Origin of the sequence: Pseudomonas sp. 32_A (assembly GCF_017490905.1) — a bacterium.
Classification (GTDB): Bacteria; Pseudomonadota; Gammaproteobacteria; order Pseudomonadales; family Pseudomonadaceae; genus Aquipseudomonas; species Aquipseudomonas inefficax.
Genome location: NZ_JAFGYI010000028.1, coordinates 1 through 19,785, shown reverse-complemented (window position 1 = coordinate 19,785; position 19,785 = coordinate 1). Strand labels below are relative to the sequence as shown.

14 protein-coding genes are annotated in these 19,785 nt (G+C 64.7%); 6 read left to right on the top strand and 8 right to left on the bottom strand.

Translation table 11 applies throughout. From position 1 onward, the window contains the following. Nucleotides 1-92: 92 nt before the first annotated feature. The 8 genes from J5M58_RS17415 to J5M58_RS17380 all read right to left on the bottom strand — a co-directional run bounded on the left by J5M58_RS17415 (nt 93) and on the right by J5M58_RS17380 (nt 14,191). A complete protein-coding gene (locus J5M58_RS17415; protein ID WP_207878878.1) occupies nt 93-1,580 on the bottom strand; it encodes an efflux transporter outer membrane subunit in 1,488 nt (495 codons plus the stop codon). After that, nucleotides 1,577-4,684, bottom strand: coding sequence for an efflux RND transporter permease subunit (locus J5M58_RS17410; RefSeq protein ID WP_207878876.1), 3,108 nt, complete (start codon nt 4,682-4,684; stop codon nt 1,577-1,579). Before J5M58_RS17410 ends, J5M58_RS17415 begins: the two co-directional genes overlap by 4 nt. Then, nucleotides 4,681-7,779 (bottom strand): MdtB/MuxB family multidrug efflux RND transporter permease subunit, encoded by a 3,099-nt coding sequence (locus tag J5M58_RS17405; RefSeq protein WP_207878874.1) that lies wholly within the window; start codon nt 7,777-7,779, stop codon nt 4,681-4,683. Before J5M58_RS17405 ends, J5M58_RS17410 begins: the two co-directional genes overlap by 4 nt. After that, nucleotides 7,776-9,098 (bottom strand): MdtA/MuxA family multidrug efflux RND transporter periplasmic adaptor subunit, encoded by a 1,323-nt coding sequence (locus J5M58_RS17400; RefSeq protein WP_207878872.1) that lies wholly within the window; start codon nt 9,096-9,098, stop codon nt 7,776-7,778. Before J5M58_RS17400 ends, J5M58_RS17405 begins: the two co-directional genes overlap by 4 nt. Before the next feature lie 342 nt (nt 9,099-9,440). Then, nucleotides 9,441-9,941 (bottom strand): thiol peroxidase, encoded by a 501-nt coding sequence (gene tpx / locus J5M58_RS17395; protein ID WP_133971931.1) that lies wholly within the window; start codon nt 9,939-9,941, stop codon nt 9,441-9,443. 165 nt (nt 9,942-10,106) lie between these two features. Beyond that, entirely contained in the window at nt 10,107-11,387 is a 1,281-nt protein-coding gene (locus tag J5M58_RS17390) for a serine/threonine transporter (protein WP_112252585.1), read from the bottom strand. Between the two features lie 348 nt (nt 11,388-11,735). Further along, complete coding sequence (locus J5M58_RS17385; protein ID WP_112252586.1) at nt 11,736-12,932, bottom strand: amino acid aminotransferase; 1,197 nt, start codon at nt 12,930-12,932, stop codon at nt 11,736-11,738. Between the two features lie 233 nt (nt 12,933-13,165). Beyond that, a complete protein-coding gene (locus tag J5M58_RS17380; RefSeq protein ID WP_207878870.1) occupies nt 13,166-14,191 on the bottom strand; it encodes an Ldh family oxidoreductase in 1,026 nt (341 codons plus the stop codon). A gap of 143 nt (nt 14,192-14,334) precedes the next feature. Here J5M58_RS17380 and J5M58_RS17375 point away from each other — a divergent pair, with 143 nt between their 5' ends. The 6 genes from J5M58_RS17375 to J5M58_RS17350 all read left to right on the top strand — a co-directional run bounded on the left by J5M58_RS17375 (nt 14,335) and on the right by J5M58_RS17350 (nt 19,646). Next, nucleotides 14,335-15,207, top strand: coding sequence for a MurR/RpiR family transcriptional regulator (locus tag J5M58_RS17375; protein ID WP_112252588.1), 873 nt, complete (start codon nt 14,335-14,337; stop codon nt 15,205-15,207). A 22-nt stretch (nt 15,208-15,229) separates the two neighbouring features. After that, nucleotides 15,230-15,982, top strand: a complete 753-nt coding sequence (locus J5M58_RS17370) for a transporter substrate-binding domain-containing protein (RefSeq protein ID WP_207878868.1) — start codon at nt 15,230-15,232, stop codon at nt 15,980-15,982. A 171-nt stretch (nt 15,983-16,153) separates the two neighbouring features. Beyond that, nucleotides 16,154-16,873 carry an ABC transporter permease gene (locus tag J5M58_RS17365; RefSeq protein ID WP_004376260.1) on the top strand — a complete coding sequence of 240 codons (720 nt, stop codon included), beginning with the start codon at nt 16,154-16,156 and terminating at the stop codon, nt 16,871-16,873. Then, nucleotides 16,870-17,580, top strand: coding sequence for an ABC transporter permease (locus tag J5M58_RS17360; protein WP_025338833.1), 711 nt, complete (start codon nt 16,870-16,872; stop codon nt 17,578-17,580). The genes J5M58_RS17365 and J5M58_RS17360 overlap by 4 nt, the downstream gene beginning before the upstream one ends. Nucleotides 17,581-17,596: 16 nt before the next feature. Then, nucleotides 17,597-18,841: an FAD-binding oxidoreductase gene (locus J5M58_RS17355; RefSeq protein WP_112252590.1), complete on the top strand. Its 1,245-nt coding sequence runs from the start codon at nt 17,597-17,599 to the stop codon at nt 18,839-18,841. Nucleotides 18,842-18,863: 22 nt separating this feature from the next. Further along, entirely contained in the window at nt 18,864-19,646 is a 783-nt protein-coding gene (locus J5M58_RS17350) for an amino acid ABC transporter ATP-binding protein (protein ID WP_112252591.1), read from the top strand. Nucleotides 19,647-19,785 lie beyond the last annotated feature (139 nt).

The following is a 19,785-nucleotide window of genomic DNA, read 5'->3' as shown; positions in this document are numbered from 1 at the left end:
CCCAGCAATATCAGCCATTGTGCCGAGAACCTGGGGCCGCTTTGCGGCCCTTTCGCGACACAAGGCCGCTCCCACAAAGCACTGCCAATATTTCAGTCCTGCTCGGCAAACGCCTGTTCCGAATCCCAACCACCACCCAGCGCGGCAACCAGCTGCACGCTTGCCACCAGGCGCCCTTGCAGCAGGTTCAACACACTGCGCTCGTTGCTCAGCGCCGTGGTCTGCACGTTGACCACATCCAGGTAGCCGATCAGCCCGGCGCGGTACTGGTTCTCGGTCAGGCGCAGCGACTCGCGAGCGGCATCCAGTGCCTCCTGGCGCACTACCGCTTCATCGCCATACACCTTCAACTGTACCAGCAGGTTTTCCACTTCCTTGAAGCCGTCAAGCACGGTCTGGCGGTACTGCGCCACGGTCTGGTCATACACCGCCACCGTGCGGTCTACCTCGGCGCTGCGCTTGCCGGCGTCGAACAAAGTCAGCGCCAGTTGCGGGCCCACCGACCAGTAACGGTTGGGCAGCTCGATCCAGTTGCTGAAGCTGCTGCTGGAGTAACCGCCACTCATGCTCAGGCTCAGGTCCGGGAAGTACGCCGCCCGCGACACGCCGATGTTGGCGTTGGCAGCCATCACGTTGCGTTCGGCCGCAGCGATGTCCGGGCGCCGCTCCAGCAACTGCGAGGGCAAGGCCACGGGAATTTGCGGCAGCGCCGGAATGGCCTTGCTGTCGGCCAGGGCGAAGTCGGCCGGGGCCTTGCCCAGCAACACGGCAATGGCGTTCTCGAACTGTGCGCGCTGCCAGACCAGGTCGATCAGATCAGCCTCGGTGCTTTTCAGCTGGGTACGCGCCTGGGCCACCGCGTCCGGGCCGGCGACACCGGCGCGGTACTGGTTTTCGTTCATCCGCAGGGAACGTTCATAAGCTGCCACGGTGGCTTCCAACAGGCGCTTCTGCTCGTCGATCACCCGCAACTGCAGGTAGTTCTGCACCAGTTCGGACTGCTGGCTGAGGCGGATCGAGGCCAGGTCGGCCAGGCTGGCTTCGGCACTGGCTTCGTTGGCGTTGAGGGCCTCGCGCAGCTTGCCCCACAGGTCGATTTCCCAGCTGACACCGAGCTGGGCGTTGTAGGTGTTGCGAATGCCGCTGCTGTTGTTGGACAGGCTCGAACTGGAGCTGCCGGTGCCCTGGGCCGAGCGGTTCTTGCCGACGCTCAGGTCCAGGCTGGGGAACAGTGCCGCCCGGCTGCTGCGCACCAGCGCCTGGGCCTGACGGTACTGGGCCTCCGATTGCGCCACGGTCTGGTTGCTGCGGTTGAGCTCTTCGACCAGCGCATTGAGCCCGGCATCACCGTAGATTTCCCACCAGGCGCCGCGGGCGATGGCATCGGACGGCGCGGCCTGAGTCCAGCCTTCGGCATGCTTGAACTGCGCCGTGCTGCTCAGCTCCGGGCGGTGGTGGTCCGGGCTCAGGGTGCAGGCACTGAGCAAGGCGACACACAACCCGGCGCCGAGCAGGCGCGAGCCACGCCCACGGGTCAGCGTCTGCAGGGCACGGTGAAGTGGGGTCTGGGCAAAAGTCATAGCGGGGTTTCCAGGGCGGCGTCGGTGCGCACGCCACGCCAACGGTTGAAACGGTGACGCAGGCGGTCCAGGTACAGGTAGACCACCGGTGTCGTGTAAAGGGTGAGGATCTGGCTGAACACCAGGCCGCCGATGATGGTCAGGCCCAGTGGCTGGCGCATTTCCGCGCCTTCGGCGTGGCTCAGCAGCAACGGCAAGGCACCGAGAATGGCCGCCAGGGTCGTCATCAGGATCGGCCGCAGGCGCAGCAGGCAGGCCCGGCGGATCGACTCTTCCGGTGTCAGCCCCTGGTGGCGCTCCAGCTGCAGGGCCAGGTCGATCATCAGGATGGCGTTTTTCTTCACCACGCCGATCAGCAGGAACAGCCCCAGCAGCGAGATCAGGCTGAACTCGCCACCGGTGACGTACAGCGCCAGCAAGGCACCGACGCCGGCCGAGGGCAGTGTCGAGAGGATGGTCAGCGGGTGAATGTAGCTTTCGTAGAGGATGCCCAGCACCAGGTAGACCAGCACCAGCGCGCCAAGGATCATCAGCGGCTGGCCTTCCTGGGTCTTGGCGAAGGCATCGGCACTGCCGCCGAGCCTGGCGATCACTTCCTCAGGCAAGCCCAGCTTGGCCACCGCGCGCTCCAGCGCCGCCATGGCCTGGTCGGGGCTGTAGCCTTCGGCGACATCGAAGGCGATGCTTTCAGCGGCGAACTGGCCTTCATGGCTGACCCGGTCGTTGGCCAGGCTGTTCTCGTAATGGGCGATGGTCGACAGCGGCACGCGTGCCCCGTCGGCGGTAATCACCTGCACCTGCCCGAGGGTGCTCGGGTCCCAGGCGTACTTCGGGTTGATCTCCAGCACCACCTGGTACTGGTTGAGGCTGTCGTAGATGGTGGAGATCTGCCGCTGGCTGTAGGCGTTGTTCAGTACCGTGGTGACCATGTCCATGTCGATGCCCAGGCGCTTGGCCTGGTCGCGGTCGACCACCAGGGTCACCTGCTGGGTGCCGGCGCCATCGCGAGCGTCGATGGCTGTCAGCTGCGGCAGTGCACGCAGCGCCGCCACCACTTTCGGGAACCATTCGCGCAGCGCCGCCAGGTCGCCGCTTTGCAGGGTATAGAGGTACTGCGACGAGGTCTGGTCACGGCCGCCGCCGCCCAGTTGCAGGTCCTGGTCGGCCATCAGGAACAGGCGCCCGCCTGGTACCTTGGGCATTTCCTTGCGCAGCCGCTCGATCACCTTCTGCGCGTCGATCTTGCGCTCGCTGATCGGCTTCAGGCGCACCAGCACGAAGGCGTTGTTGGTGCCGCTGTTGCCGCCGATGAAACCGGCAACGCTCTGCACCGCCGGGTCGGCCAGCAAGGCCCGGCGATACACTTCCATTTTCGGCTGCATCACGCTGAACGACAGGCCGTCGTCGCCGCGGATGAAGCCCATCAACTGGCCGGTATCCTGCTGCGGCATCAGCGTCTTGGGTACCACCACGTACAAGGCGATGTTGATGCCGATGGTAGCCAGCAGGCTGAACAGGGTCAGGCGCTTGTGGCGCAAGGCCCAGCCCAGGCTGCGGTCATAGGCACCGACCATGCGCTGGTGCAACCGGTCGCTCCAGCGCTGCAGGCGGGTCTGCTCGGCCTGGTGCGGCTTGAGCCAGCGGGCACACAACATCGGCGTGAGGGTCAGCGATACCACCAGCGACACGATGATCGCCGCCGCCAGGGTGATGGAGAACTCCTGGAACAGGTTGCGCACGATGCCGCCCATGAACAGGATGGAGACGAACACTGCCACCAGCGACACATTCATCGACAGCAAGGTGAAACCCACTTCCCTGGCACCCAGGAAGGCCGCTTTCACCGGCGGCTGGCCGTCCTCGATGTGCCGGGAGATGTTCTCCAGCACCACGATGGCGTCGTCCACCACCAGCCCGGTGGCAAGGATCAGCGCCATCAGCGACAGGTTGTTGAGCGAGAAACCGCACAGGTACATGACCGCGAAGGTGCCCACCAGTGACACCGGCACCGCCAGGCTGGGGATCAGCGAGGCACGCAGGCTGCCAAGGAACAGATAGACCACAAGGATCACCAGCACCACGGCGATCAGCAGGGTGTGCTCGGCTTCCTTGAGGGTTGCCTTGATCACTGGCGAACGGTCCATGGCCACGTTCAGTTGCACGCTGGCCGGCAGCAGCGACTGCAGGGCCGGCAGCTGCGCCTTGATCTGGTCGACCGTTTCGATGATGTTGGCGCCGGTCTGGCGGTTGACCACCAGCAGCACCGCGCTCTGGTCATTGAAGAAGCCGCTGTTGTAGCGGTTCTCCACGCCGTCGGTGATGGTTGCCACATCGGACAGGCGCAGGATGGTGCCGTTCTGCTGGCGGATCACCACGGGCTCGTAGTCCTTGGCGCTTTCCAGCTGGTCGTTGGCGCGCACCTGCCAGTTGCGCTCGGCGTCCTCGACAAAGCCCATCGGCCGGCGCTGGTTGGCGTTGGACACCGCAGTGCGCACTTCATCCAGCGACAGGCCGTACTGGTTGAGCAACTGCGGCTCCACGGCAATGCGCACCGCCGGCAGCGAACTGCCGCCGATCTGCACCTCCCCTACCCCGGGCACCTGGGCCAGGCTCTGCGACAGGATGGTGTCGGCCAGGTCGTACAGCTGGCCTTTCTGCAGCACATCCGAGGTCAGCGACAGCACCATGATCGGTGCCTGCGACGGGTTGATCTTCTTGTAGGTGGGCATGCTGCGCATACCGCTGGGCAGCAGGTTGCGGGTGGCGTTGATCGCCGCCTGCACCTCGCGCGCCGCACCGTCGATGTCGCGACCCATCTCGAAGCCGATGATCACCCGCGTGGAGCCCTGGTTGGAGCTGCTGGTCAGGGTGGTCACGCCGGCAATGCTGCCCAGCTTGCGCTCCAGCGGCGTGGCCACGGTGGACGCCATCACTTCCGGGCTGGCGCCGGACAGGTTGGCCGACACCACGATCACCGGGAAGTCCATCTGAGGCAGCGGTGCCACCGGCAGCAGGCCGAAGCTGACCCCGCCCAGCAGCATGATCGCCAGGCTCAACAGCATGGTCGCCACCGGGCGACGGATGAAAGGACCAGACAGGTTCATGCCTCGGCCTGCTTCACGTCAGTGGCCGGGCGCCAGCGGCGGGCCAGGCGGTCGAAGTACAGGTAGATGACCGGGGTGGTGAACAGCGTCAGCACTTGGCTGACCAGCAACCCGCCGACCATCACCAGGCCCAGCGGCTGGCGCAGCTCGGCGCCGGAACCGGTGGCGAGCATCAGCGGCACGGCGCCGAACAGGGCGGCCAGGGTGGTCATCAGGATCGGCCGGAAGCGCAAAAGTGCCGCCTGGTAGATGGCATCGCGCGGGCTCATGCCCTGCTGGCGCTCGGCCTCGAGGGCGAAGTCGATCATCATGATCGCGTTCTTCTTGACGATGCCGATCAGCAGGATGATGCCGATGATGGCGATCATGCCCAGGTCGTTGCCACTGATGAGCAAGGCCAGCAAGGCGCCGACCGCCGCCGACGGCAGGGTCGAAAGAATGGTCACTGGGTGGATGTAGCTCTCGTACAGCACACCCAACACGATGTACATGGTCACCACCGCCGCCAGAATCAGCAGCAAGGTGCTCGACAGCGATGCCTGGAACGCCTCCGCCGCGCCCTGGAAGCGGGTCTGCACGCCTAGCGGCATGCCGATGTCCTTTTGCACCTGCTCGATCACCTGCACCGCCTCGCCCAGCGATGCGCCGTGGGCCAGGTTGAACGACAGGGTCACCGCCGGGAACTGGCCGATGTGGGAAATGGCCAGCTGGGCCTGGCGCTGCTCGATGCGCGCCAGCGCCGACAGGCGCACCTGGCCGCCATCGGTGGCCTTGACGTGGATCGACTCCAGCGCCTGCGGGCCGATCACAGCCGCGTCCTGCGACTGCAGCACCACACGGTACTGGCTGGCCTGGGTGTAGATGGTGGAGATCTGGCGCTGGCCGAAGGCGTCATACAGGGCGTTGGTGATCTGCGACACGCTGATGCCCAGGCGGCTGGCCATGTCGCGATCGATCACCAGGTACACCTGCAGGCCCTTGTCCTGCAGGTCGCTGGCCACATCGGCCAGCTCCGGGCGCTGCTGCAGCGCCTGCACCAGCTTGCCGCTCCACTGCGCCAGCAGGTCGGCGTCCGGCGACGACAGGCTGAACTGGTACTGGGTACGGCTGACCCGGTCTTCGATGCTCAGGTCCTGCACCGGTTGCATGAACAGGCGGATGCCCACCAGCCGGTCGACTTGCGGCTGCAGGCGGTTGATCACTTCACTTGCCGTGACATCACGCTCGCCATGGGGCTTGAGGTTGATCAGCAGGCGGCCGCTGTTGAGCGTGGCGTTGTCGCCATCGACACCGATGTAGGACGACAGGCTCTGCACCGCCGGGTCCTGCAGGATCACCTTGCTCAAGGCCTGCTGGCGTTCACTCATGGCAGCGAACGAGGTGGACTGCGGTGCTTCGGAAATGCCCTGGATCACCCCGGTGTCCTGCACCGGGAAGAAGCCCTTGGGCACTACCATGTACAGGAATACGGTGAGCGCCAGGCTAGCCACGGCCACCAGCAACGTCAGCGGCTGGCGCTTGAGTACCCACTGCAGGGCGCTGCCGTAGTGCCTGATCAGCCAGTCGATCCAGGCGCCACTGGCGCGGTAGAAGCGCCCCTGTTCGTCTTCCTTGGGCTCGCGCTTGAGCAGGCGCGCGCACATCATCGGCGTCAGGGTCAGCGATACCACCAGGGAAATCAGGATGGCCACCGCCAGGGTAATGGCAAACTCGCGGAACAGGCGGCCGACCACATCGGCCATGAACAGCAGCGGGATCAGTACCGCGATCAGCGAGAAGGTCAGCGAGATCAGGGTGAAGCCGATTTGCCGGGCGCCCTTGAGCGCTGCTTGCAGGGGCGTCTCGCCCTCCTCGATGTGCCGGGAAATGTTCTCCAGCATGACGATGGCATCGTCGACCACGAAACCGGTGGCGATGGTCAGGGCCATCAGCGTCAGGTTGTTGACCGAGAAGCCGGCCAGGTACATCACGCCAAAGGTGCCGATCAGCGACAGTGGCACGGCGATCGACGGAATGAGGGTGGCGCTGAAACGACGCAGGAAGACGAACGTGACCATCACTACCAGGGCAATGGCGATCAGCAGTTCGTGCTGCACGTCCTTGACCGCGGCGCGGATGGTCTGGGTGCGGTCGGTGAGCACCGAAACATCCAGGCCAGCCGGCAGGTTGTCGGTGATCGACGGCAGCAGGGCCTTGATGCGGTCGACCACTTCGATGACGTTGGCGCCCGGCTGGCGCTGGATGTTCAGCAGCACCGCGTGGTTTTCATTGGCCCAGGCAGCCAGGCGCTCGTTTTCCGCGCCGTCGACGATTTCGGCCACGTCCTTCAGGCGCAGCGGTGCACCGTTGTTGTAGGCCAGGATCAGGTTGGCGTATTCCTCAGGGGAACGCAGCTGGTCGTTGGCGTCGAGCATCGACACCCGGGTCGGGCCGTCGAAGTTGCCCTTGGGCTGGTTGACGTTGGAAGCGCCGATCAGGGTGCGTACGTCCTCCAGGTTCAGGCCGTTGGCGGCCAGGGCATCGACGTTGACCTTGATCCGCACCGCCTGGCGCTGGCCACCGGCGATGCTGACCATGCCCACACCGCTGATCTGTGCGAGCTTCTGTGCCACACGGGTATCGACCAGGTCGTTGAGCTTGGGCAGCGACATGGTCTTGCTGGAGATGGCCAGGGTCAGCACCGGGGTGTCGGCCGGGTTGACCTTGTTGTACACCGGCGGCGCCGGAAGGTCGCTGGGCAGCAGGTTGCTGGCGGCGTTGATCGCGGCCTGCACCTGTTGCTCGGCAACGTCCATGTTCATGTCGAGGTTGAAGCGCAAGGTCAGCACCGAGGCGCCGCCGGAGCTGGTCGAGGCCATCTGCTCCAGGCCTGGCATCTGGCCGAACTGACGTTCGAGCGGCGCGGTAACCGCGCTGGTCATGACCTGCGGGCTGGCGCCTGGGTACAGGGTCATGACCCGGATGGTCGGGTAATCCACCTGCGGCAATGCGGAAACCGGCAGCAGCTTGTAGGCGATCAGGCCGGCCAGGACGATGGCCAGCATGCTCAGCGTGGTGGCAACCGGCCGCAGGATGAACAGACGCGAGAGGTTCATGCGCCCGCCTTGCCTGCTGCGCTACCAGGCTGTGCTTGACCGGGCTGCACATCGCCAGTGCTTGCCGAACCCTTGGCTTCCTGGCCTTGCAGGTGCTGGCCCGGGGTGGTCGGCACTTGCGAGCTGTCTTCGACAACTTCCACCTTGGTGCCTTCGCGCAGGCGGTCGGTGCCTTCCAGCACCAGGCGGTCGCCGGCCTTGAGGCCCTCGAGAATGACGCTGTTCTCGCCGTCGCTGGCGCCAACCTTGAGCTTGCGGATGTTGACCGTGTTCTGGTCATTGACCACGTAGGCGAAGGAGCCGTCATTGCCGAACTGGATGGCCGCCGCCGGGGCCATGGTCACCTGCTTGAGGGTGTCGGCCAGCAGGCGCACGTTGACGAACTGGTTGGGGAACAGGGCCAGGTCCTTGTTCTCGAAGCGGCCCTTGAACTTGAGGGTGCCGGTGGTGGTGTCGATCTGGTTGTCGATGCTGCCCAGCACGCCGGTGGACTGCAGCTTGCTGTCACTGCGGTCCCAGGCCTCGACCGGCAGGCTGGCGCCGCTGCGGTAGCGCTCCAGCACGGTGCTCAGCTCGGTTTCCGGCAGGGTGAAGGCAACGCTGATCGGCTCGGTCTGGGTAATCACCACCAGCGCGGTGGTGTCGTTGGCCGCCACCAGGTTGCCCAGGTCGAGTTGGCGCAGGCCCACACGGCCGTTGATCGGCGAGCGAATCTGGGTGAAATCGAGGTTGAGGCGGGCGTCGTTGACCTGCGCCTGGTTGGTCTTTACCAGCCCCTGGAACTGCGCCACCTGTGCTTCGGCGGTGTCGAGGGTTTGCTTGGCGATGCTGTCTTCGGCGTACAGGCCTTTATAGCGGGCCAGGTCGACCTGGGCGTTCTTCAGCTGCGCCTGGTTCTGCGCCAGGGTGCCTTCGGCCTGTTGCAGGGCGATGCGGTACGGGCGCGGGTCGATCTCGGCGAGCAGGTCGCCGGCCTTGACCTGCTGGCCTTCCTTGAAGTGGATCTTCACCAGCTCGCCAGCCACGCGGCTGCGCACGTTGACGGTGTTGGTCGCGGTGACTGTGCCCAGGGCCTTGTAGTAAAGCGGGAAGTCGCCCACCCGCACCGGCTCGACGCGCACCGGCACCGGGTCGCTGGAGCCACCAAAGCCCGGGCGGCCGCCCATCATGCCCATGCCCTTGCCACCGCGCCCGCCACCGGCTTCCTTGGGCGCAGGCGCTGCTGCGGGCCACAGCCACCAGGCCAGTGCAGCCACCAGCAGCAGGATCAACAGGCCAACGAGCCAGCGACGAGGGGAACGGGAATTGGACGCTTGCATGGGTTGAACGAACCTTGTTCGGAATGACGACTTGGGGAGGATGAACGATAAGCACTGGCTTCGTTTTAGCAAAGCGCCTTTACCAGAGGTTTACCTTTGCCTTACGTTGCCAAGGGGTTGAACTTTAAATGAAAACGGCCCGGAAATGGTTCCGGGCCGTTTACAGGGTGTTGCCTGGAGCGGTGGCGGGCTGAAAGGTTTCGGTTGCCTGTGCCGGCCCCTTCGCGGGTAAACCCGCTCCCACAGGGATATCACAGCTTTTGAAACCTGTGCCGTACCTGTGGGAGCGGGTTTACCCGCGAAGAGGCCGGTACAGGACTCAGCCGACCTACCCCACAACCCTTACTTCAGCACAGCCAGAGCTGCGTCGTAGTTCGGCTCATCAGCGATTTCGCCAACCAGCTCGCTGTGCAGCACCTTGTCGTTTTCGTCCAGCACCACCACGGCACGGGCGGCCAGGCCGGCCAGCGGGCCATCGGCGATGGCCACGCCGTAGTTTTCGAGGAACTCGCGGCCACGCAGAGTCGACAGGTTCTTCACGTTGTCCAGGCCTTCGGCGCCGCAGAAGCGTGCCTGAGCGAACGGCAGGTCGGCGGAGATGCACAGCACCACGGTGTTGGCCACATCGTTGGCCTGGGCATTGAACTTGCGCACGGAGGTAGCGCAGGTCGGGGTGTCGACGCTCGGGAAGATGTTCAGCACCTTGCGCTTGCCGGCGTAGTCTTGCAGCGACTTGTCAGCCAGGCCTTCACCTACCAGGGAGAAAGCCGGAGCCTGGGCGCCGGTTTTCGGCAGCTCGCCGTTGACCTGAACCGGGTTGCCTTTGAGAGTCACTTGAGCCATGACGAAATCCTTATGCGGGGTTTGAAAAGGACACTGAGTTAAGCATGAAGGCGGCCGGGTGCCTATGGGGGCAGTGAAATTGTTCTATTACCGGACAATTCTTGTGGACAAAAAAATGCCCGGGTGGCTACAAGCGCCCCGGGCATTACTTTTGCGGATGGCGTATCAGCCCAGCAGGCCGTATACCACCGAGGTCAGCGCAACCAGGCCGACTACCACCACAAACACGTTGGAGGCAGCACCGCTGTATTTGCGCATGGATGGCACGCGGCGAATGGCGTACATCGGCATCAGGAACAGCAGCACCGCGAGGATCGGGCCACCGAGCGACTCGATCATGCCGAGGATGCTTGGGTTGAGGGTGGCGACGATCCAGCATACCACCAGCATCAGCGCGGCAACCACGCGGTCCAGGGCCTTGGCTCCCGGGCGTGCGCCGGCCTTGGTAATGATGCCCTTCAGGCCTTCGCTGGCGCCGATGTAGTGGCCGAGGAACGACTTGGCAATGGCCACGAAGGCGATCAGCGGCGCAGCGAACGCGATGGTCGGGTTGCTGAAGTGGTTGGCCAGGTACGACAGGATCGACAGGTTCTGCGCCTTGGCCTCGGCCAGCTGGGCGCTGCTCAGGGTGAGCACGCAGCTGAACACGAAGAACAGCACCATCACCACCATCAGCAGGTGGGCACGGCGCAGGATCTGGCCGCTACGCTCATCGGCATGCTCACCGTAGCGGCGCTTCTGGTCGACGGCGAAGGCGGAGATGATCGGCGAGTGGTTGAACGAGAACACCATCACCGGAATCGCAAGCCACAGGGTATGCAGGAAGGCCGAGGCCGGCGGCACCTGGGTGGCGCTGTCGAGAATGCCACCGGTCCAGTGCGGCACCAGGTACAGGCCCAGCAATGCCAGGGCAACGATGAACGGGTAGACCAGCAGGCTCATGACCTTGACCGTGGCCTGCTCCCCGCAGCGCACGATGGCCAGCAAGCCGAGGATCAGCACGAACGACAGGATGGCCCGTGGCGGCGGCGCCAGGTGCAGCTGGTGCTCGATGAAGCTGGACACGGTGTTGGTCAGTGCCACGCTATAGATAAGCAGGATCGGGAAGATTGCAAAGAAGTACAGCACGGTGATCGAGGCGCCGGCGGTACTGCCGAAGTGTTCCCTGACCACTTCGGTGATGTCGCCGTCATTGCGCCCGGAAAGGACGAAGCGGGTCAGCCCGCGGTGAGCGAAATAGGTCATCGGAAAGGCCAGGATGGCCAGGATCAGCAGCGGCCAGAAGCCGCCAAGGCCGGCGTTGATCGGCAGGAACAGGGTTCCGGCGCCGATCGCTGTGCCGAACAGGCCCAGCATCCAGGTGGTGTCATGACGCGACCAGCTGCCAAGGGTGGCGGGGGTCGATTCTGCAAAGCGTTGTTCAACGCTTGGGGCCTGCTCATTCATTCCGGGTGAAGCTCCACTCGCAAGACTGCAACAGGCTGAGAATGGCGAAATAGACGTTTCGCCCAACTCAACCGAAAAAGGGAGCGCGATTGTGCACGGAAAGGTTGCACTTGCGAAGTCCTTTTCCGAGGAGCGGTTGCACTTGTCTTTACAAGCGGGTTGTGCCGCTGGACTGCAGGAGGGATTTGACAGATGTAGGAGCGGCCTGGTGTCGCGAAAGGGGTGCGCAGCGCTCCCAACGTTTGCAGCTTCGCCGCGAATATTGCCGGGGCCGCTTTGCGGCCCTTTCGCGACACAAGGCCGCTCCTATAGAAGGCCGCGGCCCCATGGACGCGGCCCCGTGCGGTGTTACTTCTGGACGGCGGCGAAGGCTTCGGCAACCCGTTGCAGGTTGGCCGGGCGCAGGCCGGACATGCATACGCGGCCGCTGTCGATCAGGTACACGCCGAACTCGTCACGTAGGCGGCGCACCTGCTCGACGCTGAAGCCGGTGTAGCTGAACATGCCGCGCTGGCGCAGGAAGAACTGGAAGTCCTGGCCTGGCAGCAGCACGGCCAGGGCATCGACCAGCGCCTGGCGCATGTCGAGGATACGCTTGCGCATCACTTCGACTTCTTCGGCCCACTGTGCATTCAGGCCGGCATCGCCGAGCACGCCAGCGACCAGCTGGGCGCCGAAGTTGGGCGGGCTGGAGTAGTTGCGGCGTACGGTAGCCTTGAGCTGGCCGAGCACGCTCTGCGCGGTGGCGTCATCGTCGCAGACCACCGACAGGCCGCCGACCCGCTCGCCGTACAGCGAGAAGATCTTCGAGAACGAGTTGCTGACCAGGCACGGCACGCCGGCGCGGGCCATTTCGCGGATGGCGTAGGCATCTTCCACCAGGCCCTCGGCGAAGCCCTGGTAGGCGATGTCGAGGAACGGGATCAGCTGGCGTGCCTTGACCACTTCAACCACCTGTTGCCACTGGTGCTGTTCCAGGTCGGCGCCGGTGGGGTTGTGGCAGCACGGGTGCAGCAGCACCACGCTGTTGGCCGGCAGGGTCTGCAGGGTGGCCAGCATGCCGTCGAAGTCCACGCCACGGGTGGCCTGGTCGAAATACGGGTAGGTATGCACCTTGAAGCCGGCGCCTTCGAAGATGGCGCGGTGGTTGTCCCAGGTCGGGTTGCTGACCCAGACTTCGGACTGCGGGAAGTAGCGCTTGAGGAAGTCGGCACCGACCTTGAGAGCGCCGGAACCGCCCACGGTCTGCACGGTGGCCACGCGCCCGCCGGTCACGGCCGGGTGATCGGCACCGAACAGCAGCGCCTGGATCGCCTGGCGGTAGCTGGCCAGGCCTTCCATCGGCAGGTACAGCGAGGCTTCGTGGTCCTGGCCGGCGATGCGTTTTTCCACCGCATCCACAGCCGCCAGTTGCGGCACCACGCCGGCCTCATCGTAGTAAAGGCCGATACTCAGGTTGACCTTGTCGGCGCGCGGGTCGGCCTTGAAGGTTTCCATCAACGAGAGGATCGGGTCGCCGGCATAGGCATCGACATGTTTGAACACAGCGTGCAGCTCCTTGGATCAGGACAGTTCGAAAAGGCAGCCCTGAGCATACCCGGAGTGCGGGCTCAGGAACATCAACTATTGTGCAAGGTTGTCTATGCAACATTGCATGGCTGAAGATGAAGTTGCCAATGCGGGCCTCTTCGCGGGTGAACCCGCTCCCACAGGGATATCACTGCCCTTGAAACCTGCGCAGTACCTGTGGGAGCGGGTTCACCCGCGAAAGGGCCGGGTCAGCCAAGCAACTCCTTCAGACCTTGCAACTCCTGCTCGGTCAACGCCACCCCCTCCTCCTCGGCCACCTCGCGCTCGCGGTAACGCCGCTCGCCCGGCATGCGCGTCAGCCCCACCGCCTGCATCTGCTCGACCAGCTCGCGGCTGCGCTGGGCAAACCGCTCGCCCTCGGCCTTGCTCGGGTCGATGACGATGATCAGCTGCCCGGTCCATGGCGTCTTCGCCCCCGGGTGCCCCGACCAGTCGAACTCCCAGGAGAAATGCCCGCCGGTCAATGCCGCCGCCAGCAACTCCACCATCATCGACAAGGCCGAGCCCTTGTGCCCGCCAAATGGCAGCAAGGCGCCACCTTCCAGAATCGCCTTGGGGTCGGTGGTCGGCTCACCATTGGCATCCACCCCCATGCCCTCTGGCAACTGCTGGCCAGCGCGCGCGGCAATCTGCACGTCGCCATGGGCCATGGCGCTGGTGGCCATGTCGAAGACGATCGGGTCATGTTCGGCGCAGGGCGCGGCAAAGGCGATGGGGTTGGTGCCGAACAACGGCTTGCGGGCGCCATGCGGCACCACGCAGGTCATGCTGTTGACCACGCTCAGGGCTACCAGGCCTTCGTCGGCGAATGGTTCCACATCCGGCCACAGCGCGGCGAAATGGTGCGAGTTGTGGATCGCCAGTACGGCGATACCGGCGTTGCGCGCCTTCGCCACCAGAAGTTCATGGGCCGCTGCCAGCGCCGGCTGGGCGAAGCCGCCTGCGGCATCGACGCGAACATAACCGGGCGCCACGTCGCTGACCTTCGGCGTGGCCTGGCCATCGACCCAACCGCTGGCCAATGTCGAAACATAGCCGGGCATGCGGAACACCCCATGGCTATGGGCACCATCGCGCTGGGCGCTGGCGCAGTTGTGGGCCAGTACCCGGGCCACGCTTTCGCTGCAGCCATGGCGCTGGAAGATGGTCTGCAACAGGCCCTGCAGCTCGGTAAAAGGCACGCGCACGACGGTGCTGGTGGAAGGTGCGGACATCTGAAGCTCCTTGTTGGAATTGGAATGGCTACAGCGTTGCAACGACAAAAACTTTCCGGCATGTGACAGCTATCTGTCAAATGTTGACTTGATGACAGAAAAAAGCCATTTTCTTTCGCAAGCCTTACCCCTGGAGCAGCAGCATGAGCCAACCGATCAAGCAACGCCTGGAAAACAGCCTCGAAGGGGCCGCTGCTTCGGGCCGCAAGATCGCCAGCTACATGCTCGCCAACCTGCACGAACTGCCGTTCCAGACCTCGGCCAGCATTGCCGTCAAGCTGGGCGTCAGCGAATCCAGCGTCGGCCGTTTCTGCCGCTCATTGGGTTATGCCCATCTCAAGGCGTTGAAGCAAGACCTGCAGAACGACCTGGGCGATGGCCCGTGGCTGGTGGGCGACCGCTTGCAAGATTACCGCCAGAACCAGGACGCCAGCGACAACGCCGGCAGCCTGGAGCTGGAAATAGCCGCCCTGGTGCGCGTGCACGAGTATCGCCAGGGCAGCGCCTGGCACAGTGTCGCCCAGCGCCTGGCGAGCAAACGGCGGGTGTTCATTGCCGGCTTCCAGACCGAGCGCGGCATCGCCATGTGCATGAGCCACCTGCTGCAGTATCTGCGCGATGGCGTGCAGCTGGTCGATATCAGCGCCGGGCACTTTGGCGAAGTATTGCTGGGCCGCGCCGAAGACAGCGCCCTGGTGGTGTTCGAGGCCCGCCGTTATTCCCGCCATGCCCTGCTGTTGTGCCAGAAGGCGCGCGAGGCTGGCATTGCGGTCACCCTGGTGACCGACCCCTTCTGTGACTGGGCCGATGCCAACGCCGACGAGGTGTTCCGCATCCCCACCGAGTTCAACCTGTTCTGGGAATCCACCTCGACCATGCTGTCGTGGGTGCACCTGATGGTCAACGAGGTCTGCAAGAAGCTCGGACCGGATGTTGAAAAACGCTTGGAAGCAACTGCCGCTCTACATAACGAATTCGTCGGCTACACCTCGTGGTCGACGGGAAAACAACAATAGCAAGAGTGCAATGAGGTGCGAGATGAACAAGACCATGGCCTTGGTGGGTGCGTGTGCCCTGCTGCTGTCGGGTGCCGCCAGTGCCGAAACCCTGCGCTTCGCCACCGAGGGCGCCTACCCGCCCTTCAACTATGTCGATGCCAATAACCAGTTACACGGCTTCGACGTGGACATCACCCATGCCCTGTGCGAGCAGATGAAAGTCGAGTGCACGCTGGTGGCCCAGGACTGGGAGGGCATCATCCCGGCGCTGATGGCACGCAAGTACGATGCAGTGGTCGCGTCGATGATCAACACCGAAGAACGGCGCAAGAAGATCGCCTTCACCGACCACTACTACCGCACCCCGCTGACCGTCGCCGTGGCCAAGGACAGCAAGATCAACGACGCCCAGACCAACTTCGACGGCTACACCGTTGGCGCCCAGTCGTCCTCCACCCAGGCCATCTACGCCGAAGACGTCTATGCCAAGGCCGGTGCCGATGTGAAGCTGTACCCGACCATGGACGAAGCCAACGCCGACCTGGCTGCGGGCCGCCTGGACGGTGTTATTGCCGACAAGTTCCCCCTGAACGAATGGATGACCAAGAACGGCGGGGACTGCTGCAAGATCCTCGGCGACGTGGCCAACACCAAGGCCGATGCCGCCATTGCCGTGCGCAAGGACGACGAAGCCCTGCGCCAGCGCCTGAACACCGCGCTGCAGCAGATCGTGGCCAACGGCACCTACCAGAAGATCGCCAGCAAGTACTTCGCTTTCGATATCTACAACTGATCTTCAGGAAACTGCGCAATTTCTGTAGGAGCGGCCTTGTGTCGCGACAGGGCCGCAAGGCGGCCCCGGCAATCCCTGCTGCGGCATAGATCCTGGGGCTGCTCCGCAGCCCTTTCGCGACACAAGGCCGCTCCTACAAAAAGTCCGCGTTGCCCATCCTAGGGGTTTGTCATGCTCGATCAATTGTCCTTGCTGTCCTTCGCCAGTGGAGGTTGGGGCCAGGCGCTGCTGGCCGGCGCGCTGGTAACCGTTTCCCTGGCCCTGGCCTGCCTGCCCATCGGCCTGCCGCTGGGCCTGGTGGTCGCCCTTGCAGCACGCTCGCGCAAGCGCTTGCCGCGGGCCTGGGCCACCACCTTCTCTACCGTGTTCCGTGGCCTGCCCGAACTGCTGACACTGCTGATCATCTATTACGGCTGCCAGATCGCTGCGCAGAAGATTCTCGCGGCCATGGGCTACCAGGGTGAGTTCCTGATCAATACCTTCCTCGCCGCGATGATCGCCTTCAGCCTGGTGTTCGCCGCATTCTCCAGCGAGATCTGGCTGGCAGCCTTCAAGACCCTGCCCAAGGGCCAGCTGGAAGCCTGCTCGGCGCTGGGCCTGAGCAAGCGCACCGGCTTCTTCAAGGTGTTGCTGCCGCAACTGACCCGCATCGCCTTGCCCGGCCTGTCCAACAACTGGCTGTCGCTGCTCAAGGACACCTCGCTGGTATCCACCATCTCGCTGGTCGACCTGATGCGCCAGACCAACCTGGCCGTCAGCGTGACCAAGGAGCCGATGTTCTTCTATGGCGTGGCCTGCCTGGGCTACCTGCTGTTTGCCGCCATTTCCGGGCGTGTGTTCGCCTTCATCGAACGGCGCAGCAACCGCCACCTGCAAGGAGCACGCGCATGAGCTTCGAACAACTGCTGGCGCTGGTCCTCGACCCCGACCTGCTGGACCGCTACGGCCCGCGCTTCCTGGATGGCCTGCTGGTAACCGCCAAGCTGGTGGCGATTTCCTTCAGCCTGGGTGCCGTGCTCGGCCTGTTGCTGGCCCTGGCGCGCATGTCGCGCAGCCTGCTGCTGCAGCGCATGGCCGCCGGCTACGTGTACTTCTTCCGCGGCTCGCCGCTGCTGGCCCAGCTGTTCCTGCTGTATTACGGCCTGGGCTCGCTCAAGGGCTTCTGGCAGGACGTCGGCCTGTGGTGGTTCTTCCGCGAGGCGTGGTTCTGCACCTTGCTGGCGTTCACCCTGAACACCGCCGCCTACCAGGCCGAGATCTTCCGCGGCAGCCTGATGGCTGTCGCCCCCGGGCAACATGAGGCGGCACGGGCGCTGAACCTGAAGCGCTCGACCACTTTCTTCAAGGTGATCCTGCCGCAGTCGCTGCTGGTGGCCATCGGCCCGCTGGGCAACGAACTGATCCTGATGATCAAGGCCAGCGCGATCGCCTCGCTGGTGACCATCTACGACCTGATGGGCGTAACCAAACTGGCCTTCTCGCGCAGTTTCGACTTCCAGATCTACCTGTGGGCCGCCGTGCTCTACCTGCTGATCGTCGAACTGGTGCGGCGCCTGCTGAAACACCTGGAAGCCCGCCTGGGCCGCCACCTGAACTGACCGAAGGATACGTTCCATGCATTGCCAGACCCTTGTCCTCGGCGCCGGCATCGTCGGCGTCAGCACCGCGCTGCACCTGCAGGCCCGCGGGCGGCAGGTGATCCTGATCGACCGCGACGAGCCGGGCTGCGGCACCAGCCACGGCAACGCCGGGCTGATCGAGCGCTCCAGCGTCATCCCCTATGCCTTCCCCCGGCAACTGGGCGCACTGCTGCGCTACGGCCTGAACCGCCAACCCGATGTGCGCTACAGCCTGCTGCACTTGCCCAAGGCCGCACCCTGGCTGTGGCGCTACTGGCGCCAGTCGGCCCCCGGGCGCCTGGCCGGGGCCGCCGCCGACATGCTGCCGCTGGTGCAGCGCTGCGTAGAGGAGCACGACGCATTCATCGCTGCTGCCGGCCTGGAAGGGCTGGTGCAGGCCAAAGGCTGGATCGAAGTGTTCCGTGACCCGGTGCTGTTCGAGCAGGCCAAGGCCGACGCCAAGGGCCTGAGCCGTTATGGCCTGCAGTTCGAAATCCTCGAATGCGGGCAGTTGCAGGCCCGCGAGCACCAGCTGGACGCCAGCGTGGTCGGCGGCATCCACTGGCTCGACCCCAAGACCGTGAACAACCCCGGCGCCCTCACCCGCGGCTACGCCACCCTGTTCACGCAGCGCGGCGGGCAGTTCCTGCATGGCGATGCGCGCAGCCTGCGCCAGGTCGACGGCCAATGGCGGGTGGACAGCCGCCGCGGCCCGATTACCGCCAACGAGGTGGTGGCCTGCCTCGGCCCGCAATCGGCCGACCTGTTCAGCGGCCTGGGCTACCAGATCCCGCTGGCGATCAAGCGTGGTTACCACATGCACTACAGCACCCGTGACGGCGCGCAACTGGAGCATTCCATCTGTGACACCCAGGGCGGCTACGTGCTGGCGCCAATGGCCCGCGGCGTGCGCCTGACCACCGGCATCGAGTTCGACGCCAGCAGCGCGCCTGGCAACCAGATCCAGCTGGGCCGCTGCGAAGCCCTGGCGCGCAAGCTGTTCCCGGCCCTGGGCGAGCGCCTGGACGACACCCCCTGGCTGGGCCGCCGCCCGTGCCTGCCCGACATGCGCCCGGTGATTGGCCCGGCGCCGCGCCACCCGGGGCTGTGGTTCAACTTCGGCCACGCCCACCACGGCCTTACCCTGGGCCCGGTCAGCGGCCGGCTGGTGGCCGAGCTGGTCACCGGCGAACGCCCCTTCACCGACCCCGCGCCTTACAGCGCGACCCGTTTCGACTGAACCCCTGCGGGAGAACAACAAGATGACCGCACCACTGAGCCTTGCCACCCTTGCCCCCGAACCCGACCCGCGCCCGGTGCTGATCCGCATTGAGGGCCTGAACAAGCACTACGGCGCGTTCCACGTGCTGCGCAACATCGACCTGCAAGTGCGTGAAGGCGAACGCATCGTACTGTGCGGGCCGTCCGGCTCCGGCAAGTCGACCCTGATCCGTTGCATCAACCGCCTGGAAGTTGCCCAGCAGGGCAGCATCAAGGTGGATGGCATCGACCTGGCGGCCACCAGCCGCGAAGCAGCGCAGGTGCGCAGCGACATCGGCATGGTGTTCCAGCACTTCAACCTGTTCCCGCACATGAGCGTGCTCGACAACTGCCTGCTGGCCCCCACCAGCGTGCGCGGGCTGTCGCGCAAGGACGCCGAGGAGCGGGCGCGCATGTACCTGAGCAAGGTCGGCATCGAAAGCCAGGCGCACAAGTACCCCAGCCAGCTGTCCGGCGGTCAGCAGCAGCGCGTGGCGATTGCCCGGGCGCTGTGCATGAAGCCGCGCATCATGCTGTTCGACGAGCCCACCTCGGCGCTTGACCCGGAGATGGTTGCCGAAGTGCTGGATGTGCTGGTGCAACTGGCCGGCACCGGCATGACCATGCTTTGCGTCACCCATGAAATGGGCTTTGCCCGCCAGGTGGCCGAGCGGGTGTTGTTCCTCGAGGGCGGGCAGATCATCGAAGACAGCCCGCCACAGGTATTCTTCAACCAGCCGCGTACCGAGCGGGCCAAGGGGTTCCTGGCGCAGATACTGCACTGAGACCTGTTCCGACCTCTTCGCGGGTAAACCCGCTCCCACAGGATTACCTTGGCCTTCAGGACCAATGATGAACCTGTGGGAGCGGGTTTACCCGCGAAGAGGTCGGAACAGGTCTCAGTGCAGTATCTGCGCCAGGAAC

What these genes read in the sequence shown, in the direction of transcription:
- J5M58_RS17415 (WP_207878878.1), bottom strand. Translation starts at nt 1,580, where the DNA reads ATGACTTTTGCCCAGACCCCACTTCACCGTGCCCTGCAGACGCTGACC.
- J5M58_RS17410 (WP_207878876.1), bottom strand. Translation starts at nt 4,684, where the DNA reads ATGAACCTGTCTGGTCCTTTCATCCGTCGCCCGGTGGCGACCATGCTG.
- J5M58_RS17405 (WP_207878874.1), bottom strand. Translation starts at nt 7,779, where the DNA reads ATGAACCTCTCGCGTCTGTTCATCCTGCGGCCGGTTGCCACCACGCTG.
- J5M58_RS17400 (WP_207878872.1), bottom strand. Translation starts at nt 9,098, where the DNA reads ATGCAAGCGTCCAATTCCCGTTCCCCTCGTCGCTGGCTCGTTGGCCTG.
- tpx (WP_133971931.1), bottom strand. Translation starts at nt 9,941, where the DNA reads ATGGCTCAAGTGACTCTCAAAGGCAACCCGGTTCAGGTCAACGGCGAG.
- J5M58_RS17390 (WP_112252585.1), bottom strand. Translation starts at nt 11,387, where the DNA reads ATGAATGAGCAGGCCCCAAGCGTTGAACAACGCTTTGCAGAATCGACC.
- J5M58_RS17380 (WP_207878870.1), bottom strand. Translation starts at nt 14,191, where the DNA reads ATGTCCGCACCTTCCACCAGCACCGTCGTGCGCGTGCCTTTTACCGAG.
- J5M58_RS17375 (WP_112252588.1), top strand. Translation starts at nt 14,335, where the DNA reads ATGAGCCAACCGATCAAGCAACGCCTGGAAAACAGCCTCGAAGGGGCC.
- J5M58_RS17370 (WP_207878868.1), top strand. Translation starts at nt 15,230, where the DNA reads ATGAACAAGACCATGGCCTTGGTGGGTGCGTGTGCCCTGCTGCTGTCG.
- J5M58_RS17365 (WP_004376260.1), top strand. Translation starts at nt 16,154, where the DNA reads ATGCTCGATCAATTGTCCTTGCTGTCCTTCGCCAGTGGAGGTTGGGGC.
- J5M58_RS17360 (WP_025338833.1), top strand. Translation starts at nt 16,870, where the DNA reads ATGAGCTTCGAACAACTGCTGGCGCTGGTCCTCGACCCCGACCTGCTG.
- J5M58_RS17355 (WP_112252590.1), top strand. Translation starts at nt 17,597, where the DNA reads ATGCATTGCCAGACCCTTGTCCTCGGCGCCGGCATCGTCGGCGTCAGC.
- J5M58_RS17350 (WP_112252591.1), top strand. Translation starts at nt 18,864, where the DNA reads ATGACCGCACCACTGAGCCTTGCCACCCTTGCCCCCGAACCCGACCCG.